At 44.9% G+C, this 16,381-nt stretch carries 17 protein-coding genes; 12 read left to right on the forward strand and 5 right to left on the reverse strand.

The window, feature by feature from the left end:
- Window positions 1–59: 59 nt before the first annotated feature.
- The 6 genes from CSH93_RS15765 to CSH93_RS15790 all read left to right on the forward strand — a co-directional run bounded on the left by CSH93_RS15765 (window position 60) and on the right by CSH93_RS15790 (window position 5,452).
- Window positions 60–1,331 (forward strand): HlyD family secretion protein, encoded by a 1,272-nt coding sequence (locus CSH93_RS15765; protein ID WP_100644325.1) that lies wholly within the window; start codon window positions 60–62, stop codon window positions 1,329–1,331.
- Window positions 1,331–3,538 carry a peptidase domain-containing ABC transporter gene (locus CSH93_RS15770; RefSeq protein WP_100644326.1) on the forward strand — a complete coding sequence of 736 codons (2,208 nt, stop codon included), beginning with the start codon at window positions 1,331–1,333 and terminating at the stop codon, window positions 3,536–3,538. The genes CSH93_RS15765 and CSH93_RS15770 overlap by 1 nt, the downstream gene beginning before the upstream one ends.
- Window positions 3,535–3,762 carry a helix-turn-helix domain-containing protein gene (locus tag CSH93_RS15775; RefSeq protein ID WP_100644327.1) on the forward strand — a complete coding sequence of 76 codons (228 nt, stop codon included), beginning with the start codon at window positions 3,535–3,537 and terminating at the stop codon, window positions 3,760–3,762. Before CSH93_RS15770 ends, CSH93_RS15775 begins: the two co-directional genes overlap by 4 nt.
- Window positions 3,752–4,084, forward strand: a complete 333-nt coding sequence (locus CSH93_RS15780) for a hypothetical protein (protein ID WP_100644328.1) — start codon at window positions 3,752–3,754, stop codon at window positions 4,082–4,084. Before CSH93_RS15775 ends, CSH93_RS15780 begins: the two co-directional genes overlap by 11 nt.
- A gap of 166 nt (window positions 4,085–4,250) precedes the next feature.
- Window positions 4,251–4,466, forward strand: a complete 216-nt coding sequence (locus CSH93_RS15785; RefSeq protein ID WP_100644329.1) for a hypothetical protein — start codon at window positions 4,251–4,253, stop codon at window positions 4,464–4,466.
- A gap of 62 nt (window positions 4,467–4,528) precedes the next feature.
- Window positions 4,529–5,452 (forward strand): ATP-grasp domain-containing protein, encoded by a 924-nt coding sequence (locus tag CSH93_RS15790; RefSeq protein WP_100644330.1) that lies wholly within the window; start codon window positions 4,529–4,531, stop codon window positions 5,450–5,452.
- Here the strand turns inward: CSH93_RS15790 and hslU are convergent.
- From hslU to priA, 4 genes are all read right to left on the reverse strand, one after another.
- The gene (gene hslU, locus CSH93_RS15795; protein ID WP_100644331.1) at window positions 5,442–6,770 is read right to left on the reverse strand and encodes an HslU--HslV peptidase ATPase subunit; all 1,329 of its coding nucleotides are present in this window, start codon (window positions 6,768–6,770) and stop codon (window positions 5,442–5,444) included. The genes CSH93_RS15790 and hslU overlap by 11 nt on opposite strands.
- Before the next feature lie 33 nt (window positions 6,771–6,803).
- Complete coding sequence (hslV, locus tag CSH93_RS15800; protein ID WP_100644332.1) at window positions 6,804–7,328, reverse strand: ATP-dependent protease subunit HslV; 525 nt, start codon at window positions 7,326–7,328, stop codon at window positions 6,804–6,806.
- Between the two features lie 69 nt (window positions 7,329–7,397).
- Entirely contained in the window at window positions 7,398–7,928 is a 531-nt protein-coding gene (locus CSH93_RS15805) for an SPOR domain-containing protein (RefSeq protein WP_100644333.1), read from the reverse strand.
- Between the two features lie 80 nt (window positions 7,929–8,008).
- Entirely contained in the window at window positions 8,009–10,180 is a 2,172-nt protein-coding gene (gene priA, locus CSH93_RS15810; RefSeq protein ID WP_100644334.1) for a primosomal protein N', read from the reverse strand.
- Between the two features lie 208 nt (window positions 10,181–10,388).
- On the opposite strand from priA, the gene rpmE reads away from it, so the two are divergent.
- From rpmE to CSH93_RS15830, 4 genes are all read left to right on the forward strand, one after another.
- On the forward strand, window positions 10,389–10,601 hold the full coding sequence (gene rpmE / locus CSH93_RS15815; RefSeq protein WP_100644335.1) for a 50S ribosomal protein L31: 213 nt from the start codon (window positions 10,389–10,391) through the stop codon (window positions 10,599–10,601).
- 267 nt (window positions 10,602–10,868) lie between these two features.
- Window positions 10,869–12,110, forward strand: coding sequence for a malic enzyme-like NAD(P)-binding protein (locus CSH93_RS15820; protein ID WP_100644336.1), 1,242 nt, complete (start codon window positions 10,869–10,871; stop codon window positions 12,108–12,110).
- Window positions 12,111–12,321: 211 nt separating this feature from the next.
- Window positions 12,322–12,738, forward strand: a complete 417-nt coding sequence (locus CSH93_RS15825; protein ID WP_100644337.1) for a hypothetical protein — start codon at window positions 12,322–12,324, stop codon at window positions 12,736–12,738.
- Window positions 12,739–13,094: 356 nt separating this feature from the next.
- The gene (locus CSH93_RS15830) at window positions 13,095–14,003 is read left to right on the forward strand and encodes a GGDEF domain-containing protein (protein ID WP_100644338.1); all 909 of its coding nucleotides are present in this window, start codon (window positions 13,095–13,097) and stop codon (window positions 14,001–14,003) included.
- 39 nt (window positions 14,004–14,042) lie between these two features.
- Here CSH93_RS15830 and metJ read toward each other — a convergent pair whose 3' ends face one another.
- Window positions 14,043–14,381: a met regulon transcriptional regulator MetJ gene (metJ, locus tag CSH93_RS15835; RefSeq protein WP_100644339.1), complete on the reverse strand. Its 339-nt coding sequence runs from the start codon at window positions 14,379–14,381 to the stop codon at window positions 14,043–14,045.
- Between the two features lie 167 nt (window positions 14,382–14,548).
- On the opposite strand from metJ, the gene metF reads away from it, so the two are divergent.
- Window positions 14,549–15,433 carry a methylenetetrahydrofolate reductase gene (gene metF, locus CSH93_RS15840; protein ID WP_100644340.1) on the forward strand — a complete coding sequence of 295 codons (885 nt, stop codon included), beginning with the start codon at window positions 14,549–14,551 and terminating at the stop codon, window positions 15,431–15,433.
- Between the two features lie 41 nt (window positions 15,434–15,474).
- The gene (locus CSH93_RS15845) at window positions 15,475–16,359 is read left to right on the forward strand and encodes a virulence factor BrkB family protein (RefSeq protein ID WP_100644341.1); all 885 of its coding nucleotides are present in this window, start codon (window positions 15,475–15,477) and stop codon (window positions 16,357–16,359) included.
- Window positions 16,360–16,381 lie beyond the last annotated feature (22 nt).

Consider the following 16,381-nt stretch of genomic DNA (forward strand, 5'->3'; position numbering starts at 1 on the left):
AAGCCAGCGAGTCCACGGATGGATAACTCACAGCAACGTCAAAGGATTAAGAACATAAAATGACTAAGCAGAAATCACAAACACGCAATTTGTTTCGGCAAAATGCCATCGACTTTCAAGCCATGCGATTGCATGGCGATGTTTTAGTCGTGCCCAAAGTCTCGCATGTTGTCATGTTTTTGGTGTTCTGCATGTGGCTTTTACTGCTTATGGTGTTTTTAACCACCAACAGCTATGCACGAAAAGAGCAGGTATACGGATGGATAGAGCCCCAAGGCGGGATAGCTAAACTCTATTCAAAACAACAACCTGGTACGGTATCTGCGGTGTATGTCAAGGAAGGTGAATTGGTTAAAGTAGGTGATCACTTACTTACCATTCAGAATGCTAAAAATAGAGAGAGTGGAGGTTACTTAGAAGAAGAGCTACTGGTTGAGTTTGAGCGTCAACAAGAAGAATTATTTCACTATCTGCAAAGACAAAAAGAAATGGATACGCTTAGGATCCATTCCCTTACCCAGCAAATTGCCAGTGCTCAGCAAGAGCTAGTACATGTCTCCGAGCAAATTTCACTGCTCAACAAACGTCATCGATTAATCAGTGAGCGACTTGCTCGATATCAGGATATTCACAGTTCTGGCGCACTCCCTCAACAGACGATTGAAAAATTAGCTGAACAAAAATTAATCGTTGAGAGTGAAGTTCAGTCTCTTATGCGAACCAAGCAATCACAGCAGAATAAAATGTCGCAATTACAGCTTGAACTTGAGCTTCTCCCCAAACAAACAGCCAGCAGTGAAACGCGTTGGCAAAGGGAAATGAGCGAGTTAGCGCAAAAAACGGCTCAACTCCGAAGCCAAGGCACTACCGTAATAGTCGCCACCCGCTCTGGAAGGATTAGTAATTTACAAACAACGCAAGGACAAACGGCCCAAGCCAACCAATTTTTATTGGATATTGTGCCGGAAGACGCTCATTTCGAAGCCCGCATACTGCTACCTGTACGTGCGGCAGGCTTTACCCAAGAAGGCTTACCAATAGAATTGAGATATGACGCTTTTCCCTACCAGAAATTTGGACTGTACCGGGGAGAACTAACCGCAATATCGACATCAGTACTGTTGCCCGGAGAGTTAACTCAAACGCCAGTCGCCAATCTGGAGCCCGTGTATTTAGCCAATGCAAAACTTGAAACCCATTATATTGACGCCTATGGACAGTCCATTCCATTGAAGCCCGGCATGACGTTCAGCGCCGACATTACGCTTTCAGAACGAAGTCTCCTTGAGTGGCTATTTGAGCCAATCTATAGCCTGAAAGGGAGACTGTAATGTCCAGTGTATCGATCAATTTTACTGACAACCTGCACTTTACCAACAAAAAGTCTGTACCGCTTATTTTGCAGACCGAGGCAGCAGAATGTGGCTTGGCCTGTATCGCAATGATTTGTGGCTATCACGGCTATGACACGAATCTAACCCAGTTACGTCAACGATTTGCTATTTCATCAAGGGGCGCTTCTCTTAAACAGGTTATGGCTATTGCCGGTCAATTAAAGTTGGCAACACGTGCACTCAAGCTAGAACTGAGCAGCTTGTGTGAACTGGAAACACCGTGTGTTCTGCACTGGGATATGAATCACTTTGTTGTATTGGTGTCAGCAACGGATAAACACATTTTGATCCATGACCCCGCAGCGGGGGTGCGGAAACTCCCACTACATCAGGCTGACAAACATTTTACTGGTATTGCCTTGGAGCTAACGCCCAACATAGATTTCGAACCGAAGCGAGAAAAGCAAAGTTTAACCCTACAGCATTTTTGGTCGCGCATCACAGGACTCAAACGAAGCCTTTTCCTACTGTTGGGTTTCTCTCTTTTGCTTCAATTATTTGCAATTGCTAGCCCTTACTATATGCAGATTGTGATTGATGATGTGATTTTGCGTAATGATCACGCCATATTAAGTGTTCTCGCGCTGGGCTTTGGTCTACTTTTACTGATTGAAGTTGCGGTCTCAATCCTGCGACAAACCTGCATTGTTTACCTGTCTAACCGCCTTAGCCTACAAATGTCATCAAACGTATTTCAGCACTTGATCAAATTGCCTCTGGATTACTTCTCTAAGCGTCATGTAGGCGATATCGTCAGCCGCTTTGGCTCACTAAAAACCATCCGCGAAATGCTGACCACAGGACTAATTACTGCGATCGTTGACGGCTTAATGGCAATCGTTACGTTGCTAGTCTTGTTCGTATACAGTGCCAAACTTGCATTGGTTGTAGTGGGCGTCGTGATTATCTATGCGATCGTACGTTACACATTCTATCGCCCCATTCGACAATTAAACGAAGAAGCCATCATTGCGGCAGCGCAAGAAAACAGTCACTTCATAGAATCTGTCCGCGCAGCCCAAACAATCAAGTTATTTGAACAAGAATCTGATCGCCAAAACCAGTGGCTCAATAGGCTGATCGGCGTACTAAATAAGAATATCCAAATTAGTCGCTGGAATATTGGCTTCTCCGCAATCAATCAACTGTTGTTCGGGTTAGAAAACATTTTGATTATCTTTTTAGCAGCACTGGCGGTAATGGATAGCGTGTTTAGCGTAGGAATGCTGTACGCGTTTGTCAGCTACAAGTCCCGCTTTATTGGTGCCGTGGATAGCCTGATTAACCAGTGGATAGAGTTTAAAATGCTGAATCTACACTTTGAGCGACTCAGCGATATTGTTTTTACGCCACAAGACAAATTACTCACATCCGCAACATCTGAACACGTTCTAGATACTCACCAGGCAACCTCACAGAACGTGCGCAATGGTCACCTTTCCGCTCACAATATGAGTTATCGCTATAGTCCTTTGGATAAACCGTTATTTCAGCATATTCACTTGGATGTTGCGGCGGGATCAACCATTGCTATAACAGGTGCTAGTGGATGCGGCAAAACGACTCTGCTTAAGTGCCTAATGGGCCTGCTCGCGTTGGAGGATGGCACCATTTGCATAGACGGGCAACCGATTGAAAATACCCGCCACTACCGCCGTCACATTGCAGCGGTCATGCAAGATGACCAACTTTTAAGTGGTACCATCTCTGACAACATCGCCTGCTTTGATGAAAGTGTAGACATGCCTCGCCTGGCATGGGCTGCTGAACTCGCGTGCATCCATACAGAAATTCTCTCAATGCCAATGCAATACAACACCCTGATAGGCGATATGGGAAGTAGCTTGAGCGGCGGACAACGTCAGCGCCTGCTCATTGCCAGGGCTTTGTATAGAAAACCACACATCCTATTTATGGATGAAGCGACCAGCCACCTTGATCTCGATAACGAAGCCAAAATCTCGCACCACATAAAGCAGTTAAACATAACGCGGATCATTGTCGCGCACAGAATTCAAACCATACGCAATGCAGATGTGGTTTACCAATTAATCAATGGTGGGCTACGGCCTGTAGACCCTAACTCACTGATTAACAACCCAACCTTTACTTCAATGGAAGAAGACACAGGAGATACTCAATGACAATATCAACTCAACTTGAGCAACTTTCGCGACGCGAGCTACAAGTCGCAATGAAAATCATGGAAGGCTTACCCAATAAGCTGATTGCCCGTGAACTATTCATCAGTGAACGTACCGTTAAATTTCACTGCGCAAATATCTACCGCAAGCTAGATATTACTAATCGTGCAAGTTTAATGGCCGCCTACTTCAAAGCACTATACGAGCACGCCGATGCAGCATAATTACAATCAACATGAGCCTGAGAAAAAGTGGTACTCAGGCAAGCTATTTAAACGGGAAATTGATATGGAAAACCCTCATGGCAAAATCCACAGCATCTACTACTTAGTTGTTGGCTACTCTGCCCTCACTTTTTTGCTCGGCAGCGGATTTCTATTTATTTATTTTGTTTCTACCCATCAAGCGCCGCCATTTATTTTGACTATGGTGGTTTACAACACTCTGTGGTTTTACGGTATGTACGCAGTCGTGAAATACAGCTATATGCGAGGCCTAGCCGACAGTATTGAGGCCTTTCCTGAGCGACAGGAGACGATAGTCTAGTGCCCAAAACCCGTCATAGGTTCAGTCAAAAATGAATGATAAAGACCTATAATTATAAATGTTTACATGAAGTAAACACTTACACACATTAATAAACACAAAGGACTGTGTTGAGTGTATGTTGCTCAACCAAGGGGTCCTTCAATTCAAATAATTGGAGAATGCTATGCGACACCCATTTGCAAAACCAACCTTAGTACCGCTGCACCCTAAAGCCCTGTCACGGGTTCACGGGGGCCTGAGCCCAAGCCAAGAGTATGATAGTAGTACTCAACCCAATGACGGCAAAAGTAGAGCGCTTAAGCGACAACCGATCAGTCCACCGATTTTCTTCACCCAAGCGTTAGGTGAAGATGGTGGCTACATGCCTGACTATTCATAACTTCAGAACAATTGCGAACGCAGTATGTTCGCAAATCTGTCAATTCTGATCCAAGGAACGCTATGCGAACACCTTATACCTTATTGGTTGGTTCAGCAGAAGACGCACACGTCAGCCACATGCAAACTCAGTTGCTAAAACGTAGGCGTCATACGCTCGCACTCGATACCCAATGTTTTCCTAAAGATATTCAGATTAGCTACGATCCGAATAGAGGGGAAGGCTCTCTTTGCATCAACGATGAAACGATTTGGTTTGAACAGATTTGCTCTATATTCTGGCGTAGCTTCACTCCACTATGTTCCAATTCCTCTATTGCTGAACGCGACACATTGAGTATGTTAAAGACCTTTTTTTCCGAGTCGTCTTTAAATTGGGTAAACCCCTACTCAGCGATTGTGGCGCATCAGGCTAAGCCACGACAATTGCAAATTGCCCGCTCATTGGGCGCACTCTTGCCAAAAACCTACGTGGGGAATTGCCCTCAAGCAGCATTGGCATTTTTAAACAAAACCCCTAAAGCAATATTTAAACCCGTGCATGGTGGGGCGCTAACGGAGATAGTACAGCCGGGTCAGCGCACGATTGAATATTTACAACATGTGCTCAAACTAAGCCCAGTCACACTTCAGGCCTTTATTCCCGGCACTAACATTAGAACTTATGTCATTGGTAGCGAGACATTCAGTATCGAGTTTGCCAGTGACGCCATCGACTTCCGTGAAGACCAATACGCGCAGGCGCATGCTGTCGCTATTCCTGAACCCATAAAGCTGCTCGCCAAAGCAATTACATATTATTTTGGCATGCAATGGAGTGCGGTCGATTGGCGATGTGATCATGAAGGCCGGTACTACTTTTTAGAAGTGAATCCCAGCCCCATGTTTATTGCAGTTGAGCAAGCAACGGGCATTCCGCTAACAGATGCGCTAACGGAATTGTTGCTTGAGCCCTATAACGAATGTGAAATGCCCACTACAGAATAAAGCGACTAAGATCTTCGTTTTCAACTAGCGCATCAAGATGACTATTGACGTATGCTTCATCAATCACTAGCTTTTCGCCGGAGCGCTCTGATGCATCAAATGAAATATCTTCCATTAAGCGTTCAAGTACTGTGTGAAGGCGTCGTGCGCCAATATTCTCCGTACGCTCATTCACTTGCCACGCAGCGTGTGCAATTCGCTCAATACCAGAATGGGTAAATTCGATATCCACACCTTCTGTTTTCATCAAGGCAATATATTGTTCCGTCAATGACGCGCTAGGCTCCGTCAAGATGCGAACAAAATCTTCTACTTTTAAAGCAGACAGCTCAACACGAATGGGTAAGCGACCTTGTAGTTCGGGGATCAAGTCAGAAGGCTTGCTCATTTGAAATGCACCCGATGCAATGAACAAAATATGGTCTGTTTTCACCATGCCATGCTTTGTTGATACCGTAGAGCCTTCTACCAGTGGCAACAAATCACGTTGCACACCTTCGCGCGACACGTCTGCTGTACCAGTCCCTTCTCGCTTGCAGATCTTATCTATCTCATCGATAAACACGATCCCGTTTTGTTCAACATTAAATAGCGCCTTTTCTTTAAGCTCTTCTTGGTTTACCAAGCGCGAAGCTTCTTCTTCTACCAGTAACTTAAAGGCTTCTTTGATTTTCAACTTCTTGTTCTTTTTCTGAGAACCAGACAGGTTCTGAAACATTCCCTGAAGTTGGTTTGTCATTTCTTCCATGCCAGGAGGTGCCATGATCTCAACACCAATCTGCGGTAACGCAACATCGATATCGATTTCTTTATCATCTAACTCACCTTCGCGTAATTTCTTACGAAACGCTTGTCGAGTTGATTTATTAGGCACGTCTTCCTTTTCGCCCCAGGTATTTTCCGGCGGTGGGATCAAAGCATCAAGAATACGTTCTTCCGCGGCTTCTTCGGCACGGAATTTTACTTTGGCTGTTTCCTGTTCTTTGGTTAGTTTAACGCTGATGTCAGCGAGGTCGCGAATGATGGTTTCAACTTCTTTACCCACATATCCAACTTCGGTGAACTTAGTTGCTTCAACTTTGATAAATGGCGCATTCGCCAGCTTAGCTAAACGTCGAGCAATTTCCGTTTTACCTACCCCTGTAGGGCCGATCATTAAAATATTTTTAGGTGTCACTTCCTGACGAAGCTCAGGCTCCAGTTGCATTCGACGCCATCTGTTACGTAACGCTATAGAAACCGCACGTTTAGCATCTTGTTGGCCCACGATATGACGATCAAGTTCGTGAACAATTTCTCTGGGTGTCATTTCCGACATAATAAACTCTTCTCTTTCTTTCGCGGGAAGCGATTAATAACTTAGGCTTTCGATGGTTTGGCAGTGATTGGTAAACACACATATATCACCAGCAATAGACAAACTCTTTTGAGCAATCTCTTCGGCACTTAACGATGTGTTTTTCAACAGTGCAGTGGCAGCGGCTTGCGCATAAGGGCCGCCTGAGCCAATGGCAATAAGATCATCTTCGGGTTGAACGACATCACCGTTACCGGTAATGATCAGTGACGCGGTGTGGTCCGCCACTGCTAATAAAGCCTCAAGACGGCGTAGCATTCGGTCGGTTCGCCAATCCTTCGCCAACTCAACAGCTGCACGGGTTAAATGGCCCTGATGCTGCTCTAACTTACTTTCAAAGCGTTCAAAAAGAGTGAATGCGTCGGCTGTTCCACCCGCAAACCCCGCGAGTACTTTATCGTTGTATAGGCGGCGCACTTTCTTCGCATTACCTTTCATTACGGTATTTCCCAGAGACACTTGTCCATCTCCGGCAATAACGACATGATTGTCACGTCGCACTGAAACTATCGTTGTCATGCGTATTCCTTAGCAAATATCATGTAGCTTAGGTGGGGCTCGTCAAGATAATTTCAAGGCGTAACTAGATTAAAGGTTCCAGTACCAGATCTGGCACGTACGAATATTAATATCGCGTAACTGGTGGCGACTGCGCTCCGCATCTCGCTTACTTTCAAATGGGCCTAATACAACACGATACCAGCGCCCATTGCTACCATCACTTTGGCGAACCATAGATTCCATCCCAGTAAAGGCAATTTTTGCGCGCATCTCTTGTGCTTGCGCTTCACTACGGAAGCTGCCGCACTGCATGAGATAACGCTTAGTAATTTGCTCGACCTCTTCCACCTCAACTTCGTAGCCGGGTAGCGTTTTAATAAACTCCCACTCTTCTTTGGGCAGTTCCGGCAAATCATCCTCAGGCTCCTGCGCGATAACTTCGGGCAGCGCTTCCTGTGGGGTAGGCTCAGGCGCGTTATCCTTAATCTGCCAGAGGACATACACAAAACCGACAATTAACGCTAATGCCACTGAAATATTGATCCATGGCAACGATCTTTTCTCTGGTTGAGTATTCTTCGGCGCGCGACCGCGCTTAACGTAATCTTTTTGTGGCATTGCAATAAAACAACTTCATTATTGGGTTAAACAGTTTACCTGAATATGAAAACAAAGCGATTCGACGGATGCAATTTTTTTCACGATAAATCGGTGGGCGCAACATCAATTGCCCACCGTACGCGCGTTGCAGATTTTAACCCTTCAATATAATCGAGCTGTGACGCAATCGCAGCATGAACATATTGACGTTGCTCAGACTTCACTATCAATAACATTCTAAAGCGCCCTGCGCGCTTGAACATCAAAGCGGGTAGCGGACCAATGACAGTGAGTTTTGGATGACGCTCCAAGGTTCTTTTCACCGCATCTAGAAACTCATTGACGGGCTCAAGTTGATTAGCTTCTGCTCGGAATACTGTTTGCTGATAAAAGGGCGGGGCTTGCGCTGCGCGTCTTTCAGAAAGCGCATAACGTGAAAAGTGATGGTACCCATTGTGCAGCAAATCCAATAATAATGGATGATCGGGGTGATGGGTTTGCAACCACATTTCGCCATGACGATTCTCACGTCCGGCTCGCCCTGCCACCTGAGTAAGCAATTGTGCTAACTTTTCTGTTGCACGCAAATCAGCACTAAATAGAGCACCATCAACATCAATGACCAGTACCAACGTCACCAGCGGGAAATGGTGACCTTTCGACAAAATTTGGGTACCAATCATAATCTGGTGTTTATTGGCATTGATGTCATCTATCGCATTGGCAAGCCGCTGCTTACCTCGCATGCTATCACTGTCAATACGAATGGTACTGTAACTTGGAAACGCTGCATCCAAATATTCTTTTAGCTGCTCAGTGCCAACACCTTGTGAACCAATCTCATTGCTACCGCACACTTCGCATTGATGGAGCAATCGTTGTGTATTGTCACATCGATGACATTGCAATCGTGACACTGCTTTATGCACAGTAAATGGCGCATCACAGCGATTACATTGCGCTACATGGCCACATTGATGGCAAACTAGACTTGGGGCAAATCCACGCCGGTTAATAAAAACCATAACTTGTCCACCGGCGGATAAGTGTTCACGCATTTTGCTCAGCATGGGTCCCGAAATACCTGCTTCTAACTGCTCTCCACGTATATCGTGGACTCGCTGCGCTACCATTTGCGACTGTCCCGTGCGTTGGTGCAATTGAAGTAGGTGATACTTGCCTGACAGCGCATTATTTAAGGATTCAAAAGACGGGGTTGCGCTGCCCAATATCAACCCCAACGCTAAACGCTTGGCTCGCAGTACAGCGACATCTCGTGCGTGATAGCGCATGCCATCTTGTTGCTTGTATGACTCATCGTGCTCTTCATCAACAATGATCATACCCAATTGTTTGAACGGCGTATAAATAGCAGAGCGGGTGCCGATGACAAGTCCTAAACTACCCTCTCGCGCTCTTTGCCATACTGTTAGGCGTTCATTATCTGTCATGCCCGAATGTAACACCCCTACGTCAATACCGAAGCGGGTTTCAAAACGTCTAACAGTTTGCGGTGTCAAACCTATCTCCGGAACAAGAATTAAGACTTGCCTACCCGCTTCAAGTAGGGGCGTAATCACCTGCAAATAAACTTCGGTCTTGCCACTGCCGGTAACCCCTTCTAGCAAAAACGGCGCGTATTCACCTTGTCGTGTATTAATGTTCGCAATTGCTAGCGCTTGATCCGCATTTGGCGCTGGTGCTTTAGCTAACGTCATCGGAACGTGCCAGTCTAATTGCGGCGATACTTCCTTTGATACGGCTACAATCCACTCTTTCTCAACACAGGCTTTAATAACAGATTGTCCGAACTGCGCTCGCACATCACTCTGAGGCTCTAAACCCGCGCTTAAAAATGACAACAACGCTTGTTGCTGTTTAGCTCGCATCGTTTGCTGTAACTGCGCTTCTCCGCTACTTGTTAACTGAAAATAATCAATACTCGGTGCAGTTAACGGTGTCGCCTTGCGTAATAATGCCGGTAGCATCGTAAATAAGACATCACCTATGGGGTGGTGATGATAGTCTGCCAACCATTGCCCAAGGGACAACAACTCTTCATCCATCACTGGCAATTCATCCAGCCGCGCGCTTATGGGTTTTATTTTGTCGCCGTCTACACCTGTTAATTCGGTGTGCTCCAACACGATCCCGACCATTTCTCGTTTACCAAATTCGACCACGACTCGACACCCCGCAGGGATAGCTTCACTGCGATAATCAAATAAACGCCGCATCGGCACCGGCAACGCAACCCTAATAAAAGACAACAAACCTCCCCAAACACAGCTTGAATACTGCGCAAATTTTCAACGAAATAGACATAAAAGTACTTGATCGACTATGGCGGGTACATTAATATGCGCCGCTCTTTACGGCAACCTCGGGTTTTACTCTTGTAGGTGCCAGTTTTTGATAACGTGTGGTGTTCAACTTCGGGTTGGATAGCGATGCGGCCTTAATTTGAGGTAACCCTAAATGAAAAAAGATATTCACCCTAATTATAGTGAAATCACTGCAACTTGTTCATGCGGCAACGTAGTTAAAGTACGTTCAACTTTGGGCAAAGACATCAACCTAGACGTATGTTCTGCATGTCACCCATTCTACACTGGTAAACAACGTAACGTTGATACTGGTGGTCGTGTTGATCGCTTCAAGAAGCGTTTCGGTGCATTGGGCAAGAAATAAGCCTAATTATTTCAGAGAAAGCGCCTACGGGCGCTTTTTTTGTGTCCCAAGCAAACCAATTAAAATAATATATACTCTCAAATTATCATTCATAACATTTATATGTGTTATTTTTCGTACAGCTTTAATTGGTATTACCTTTGGTTTTAGCTATGCTGATCACGCACATCCGATATGCCACACATATTTGAGTATGTTAGATTAGCGAAAAAACAATACAGCGTATAAACGCTTACCCTACAGCACACAATTCAAGGAACTAGACGCATGTCTGACTTTCGCCAACAAGCATTGGATTACCACGCAAAACCTACTCCAGGAAAAATTAAAGTTGAATTGAGTAAACCAGCCAACAGCGTCAAAGATCTTGCTCTGGCGTATAGTCCAGGTGTTGCAGAGCCAGTAAGAGAAATCGCGAACGACCCAAATACTGCCTATCAATATACCGCTAAAGGTAATATGGTGGCGGTGATCTCTAACGGTACCGCCATCCTTGGCCTTGGAAATTTAGGCCCGCTGGCATCTAAGCCTGTTATGGAAGGTAAAGCACTGTTGTTTAAACATTTTGCTGGTATTGATTCAATCGACATCGAAGTTAAACACCGCACAACAGAAGAGTTTATCAATACAGTAGCCAACATTGCGGATACGTTTGGCGGTATTAACTTAGAAGATATAAAAGCGCCTGAGTGTTTTGAAATTGAGCAAGCACTGATTGAACGTTGCAAAATTCCAGTGTTTCATGATGACCAGCACGGCACTGCGATCGTAACGGCAGCCGGCATGCTGAATGCTCTCGAAATCCAAGGCAAGAATCTAGAAGAGTCCATCATTGTCTGTCTTGGTGCTGGCGCTGCCGCTGTCGCTTGCATGGAGCTACTTATTAAATGTGGCGCTCAACGCGAAAAGATCTACATGCTTGACCGTAACGGTGTGATCCACACACGACGCGATGATTTAACACCGCATAAGATGCTATTTGCTAATAACACAGACAAACGCACGCTCGACGATGTTATGGCGGGTGCTGACATATTTGTCGGTGTATCGGGTCCTGATCTACTGCCGCCAGAAACACTCAATCTCATGGCGCCTAACCCGATAGTGTTTGCATGTTCTAACCCTGATCCGGAAATAAAACCGGAATTGGCGCATGAAGTACGCGACGATTTGATCATGGCCACAGGCCGTTCAGATTATCCGAATCAAGTGAACAACGTATTATGTTTTCCCTTCATCTTTAGGGGAGCATTAGATGTGCGAGCATCAGCAATCAATGATGAAATGAAAGTGGCAGCAGTTGAAGCCATTCGACAAGTATCTAAAATGCCAGTACCGCAAGAAGTATTAGAAGCAAGTCATTCAGACGCCTTATCCTTCGGCAAGGATTACATTATTCCAAAACCGATGGATCCACGCTTGTGTAAGACCATTGCCAAAGCAGTAGCACAAGCCGCTATTGATTCTGGTGTCGCACGTATTGATATGCCCGAAGGCTATATGGATTAGCGATTTTCATTATTCAAATACCAAGAGCCCTGTCTAAGGGCTCTTTTTTGTGCTCGTTATTCCCGCCCGAACCGCCACCTAAATAGTCACGACTCAACAGCTTTTGCACGCCTTTGCGACTGATCTGAGCAGCTCTAGTTTGCGTAAAGAGATTTGGTAGTTACGTTAAAAGTGACTAGAGTATTTATAGAACACTTAATTCGATTTGAGCATGTCGTTTAGTAGCCACGGTGACCTCACAATTTGGGTAGAAGACAACATAATATTTATGGATTTGTCGGGTGGGTGGAACTTAGAGAAAGCCAAGGAGTTTATCTACGAAATTAACCACAATGTCTCCCCTATCGTGACACCACCATTTGGTGCTGTTGGTATTCTGCGTGATGACTGGATGCCTACCTCAGATGCAGTCCCCTATCTGCATGAAGCAACGCTAAGAGCCATTGAAGCGGGCCTTGTCAGAGAAGCTTATGTGTCTAGTTCGCCCATCTCCTCTCGGGTAACGAAAAGTTTGGTGGTCCCTCCAGACAGCGATAAATACCAAAGCAAAGAATTCACTAATATTGACGAGGCGCTCGAATGGCTGAGGCATGAACGTGCTGGCTTAAAAACAGTACACAATGAATAAATTGAAACCTCTACTTGAATTGGAGCTTCGAATCCTAATTGATATAAACAATCAATTTGATAGGTTTTAATTAATATGAATTAAATTCAACTTAGCCAATACTGGCTCCACTAAACAAGGAGAACAACCATGGCTAAATTAATTCAACAAATCATCGCGTGTAAAAAAACACAGCAAGCTGAACAACAAAAAGAGTGCAATTACAGTGATAACTATTATGGTGACCAAGTATGCAGATAACAGTGAAATAGCTGCTAGTCGTCAACGCTCAGTTACTTGCCTTTCAAACAAACGCTTACTGATCTCAGTAGGCGTTTTTTGTTCAATGTGCAGTCGATTAGGTGAATTGTATCAACATGAATATTGAACAATTAAAGTCGCTTCTAGACGCTTTACCAGATCCGGCATTTCTACTTTCAGCTAGTGGCAAATACATCGCAGTTTTCGGCGGAAGAGACAGCCGTTACTATCATGACGGTTCTTCGCTTGTTGGCCAGAAGATTCATGACGTTCTCAATCAAGAGAAAGCAGATTGGTTTGTATCTCAGATTCAAATAGCACTGACATCCGTTGCAATGCACATCGTTGAATACGAATTGAGTGATAAAGACGTTAAAGGCCTTCCTGATGTTGGGCCATCTGATCCGATTTGGTTTGAAGGACGGTTGCAGTCACTCAAGTTTAACATCGATGACGAACCCGTAGTCTTATGGGTAGCAAGCAACATATCAGCACGGCATCAATTAGAAGAAAGCTTACGCCACCTCAGCGAAACCGATCAGCTTACCGGCTTGTATAATCGGCGTAAACTTGAGCGAGATATGTCAATGCATTTTGCTAACTTTAAACGCTATGACACCCCTACCTCTTTATTAATGCTCGATCTCGATAACCTCAAACAACTCAATGACAACTTAGGGCATAAAATGGGTGACCAAATGATTTTGGCATTAGCTGAGACATGTAAAGCCGAATTGCGCCAAACCGATATTGCATGTCGGTTTGGTGGTGATGAGTTTGTGATTGTGTTGCCCAACACAATATACGAGCAAGCCATTCAATTTGCTGAGCGATTGCGTCTCGCTTTTGAGCAGAAAGTAGCCACCTTGGCCAATAATGTTGTCGCTGTATCGGTCAGTATTGGCGCGACGACGTTGGAAAGGAGCGATACTTCGCATGAAGATGCGCTGCATCGCGCTGATAATATTTTGTATCAAGCCAAACAGTTAGGCAAAAACTGTGTTGCGAATAATTCAACACGTTAGGTACGTGTATGGAAACGAGGCCATTTGGCCTCATACAACTTACTCTTCCGGCGTTTCTTCCAACGCCTCAATATCATCTTCATTCATCCCCATTTCTCGCATTATTTTCCGCGCAGCAGACGGTATGCGGTGAGGATTATCTTTGCGCAAATCATCATCATCTGGCAATGGTTGCCCAGTAAATGCATGCAAAAACGCTTCACATAACAACTCTGAATTTGTTGCATGACGCAAATTGTTGATCTGACGGCGCGTTCGCTCATCAGTCAGAACTTTGAGCACATTAATCGGGATCGAAACCGTGACCTTTTTAACCTGCTCACTTTTCTTCCCATGCTCTGCGTAGGGATGGATATATTTGCCGTTCCACTCTGCCATTGGCCAGCCTTTAGTTATTTATAATTTTTAGCGGAGGAAATTCTAACCGCAATCTCACAAAGGTCAATCAAGCATTAGATGCAATAAAGCAAATAAGAATGCTTGACTCACTTCACTATTCCATTTAATTTAGACGTCTAAACGTCTATTTGCAAAGTTTTTCTATTATGGTCTCTTATGCTCAAGGCATCGACGCATTAAATCAGTCGTTAGCCGAACTAAATGATATTGCTGTTTCTTTTGAATTTTTTCCGCCGAAGACCGAGCAAATGGAAAAAACGCTTTGGAAATCGATCGAACGTCTATCCCCTTTGAATCCTGCTTACATGTCGGTAACTTATGGTGCTAACAGCGGTGAACGTGATCGTACCCATGACATCGTGAAGCAAATTCAGCATCAAACCGGTGTACCTGCGGTACCTCACTTAACCTGTATTGATGCTACAGAAGAAGAGCTCAAAGCAATTGCCAAAGACTACTGGGACAATGGGATCCGGCGCATTGTTGCGCTACGCGGTGATTTGCCACCCAACGGCGGCAAGCCAAAGCTATATGCGTCAGATCTGGTTAAGTTGCTCAAAGATGTCGCCGACTTTGATATTTCAGTGGCAGCTTATCCGGAGAAACACCCTGAAGCACCAAACGCTCAGTTCGATTTACTCAACCTGAAACGCAAAAACGAAGCAGGCGCGAGTGAAGCGATCACTCAGTTTTTCTTTGATACCGAAGTGTTCTTGCGATTCCGTGATAGAGCGGCTGCAGCAGGAATTGATTTAGATATCGTACCGGGCATATTACCGGTTACGAACTACCAAACGTTGTTGCGTTTCGCAGCAATGACTAACGTACATGTGCCCGCGTGGCTACATAAGCACTTTGACGGCTTGGATGAAAGCGACCAAACGACGCGGAATTTGCTCGGTGCCAATATAGCCATGGACATGGTGAAGGTTTTGGCTAAAGAAGGAGTTAAGCATTTTCATTTCTACACACTGAATCGCAGTGAATTAAGTTATGCAATTTGCCATATGCTCGGACTTAGACAAAAATAGCTTAATAAACAACACCGTGCACAAACGCGGATTCAAACTGGATGGGTATGGCTGAGCTACAAACGCAATGGCAAAAATGGAAACCGATTGTAACTGCTTTGGGTATGACATTTTTGCGCCGCTGCAAAGATGACAAGATCACGGTCTCGGCGGGCCACCTGGCGTATGTATCGCTGTTATCACTGGTCCCCTTTATCATGGTGTTCTTTACACTCATGTCAGCGTTTCCAGCGTTTGGTCATGCTCGAAAAAAGATAGAAGACTTTATTTTCAATAATTTCGTACCCGCCTCCGGTGACGTGGTACAGAATTACATCGGTGAATTTGTGGGCAATGCCTCACAGATGGGCGCAATCGGCATATTGTCTTTACTGGTCGTTGCATTACTGTTGATTTCCAATGTCGATAAAACCCTAAACGCCATCTGGCGCACCCCCAGCGATCGCCCACTAATTTATACATTCGCCATTTATTGGATGGTCATTACGTTGGGGCCATTACTCATCGGCTCTAGCGTGGTGGTCAGTTCCTACTTAATTGGCTTAGCTGCCTTTGCTGAAGAATATACGCCTGGGCTAGGTACGTTTTTTCTAACATTAGTACCCAGCCTCACGTCGATTGCTGCTTACCTTATTTTGTTTATGCTAGTACCCAATCGTAGAGTTCGTTTTGTGCACGCTTTAAGCGGTGCGATACTGTCCACGCTCTTATTTGAATTAAGCAAAAAAGGATTTTCGATTTACGTCACAAGTTTCCCATCGTATGAATTGATTTATGGTGCACTTGCAGTCATTCCGATTTTATTCGTGTGGGTCTACTTGTCTTGGATCGTAGTATTGCTAGGCGCTGAGTTCACCTGTTCGGTAGCCGAAACCTTCGAGCAACAAGTCACGGAAGAGCCCAGAAAAATAACCACCGATGAGTAACCTCTAGCGCTATCTCAATTTG

The sequence above is a fragment of the Neoalteromonas facilis genome (genome assembly GCF_002807665.1).
GTDB classification, from domain to species: Bacteria; Pseudomonadota; Gammaproteobacteria; order Enterobacterales; family Alteromonadaceae; genus Alteromonas_E; species Alteromonas_E facilis.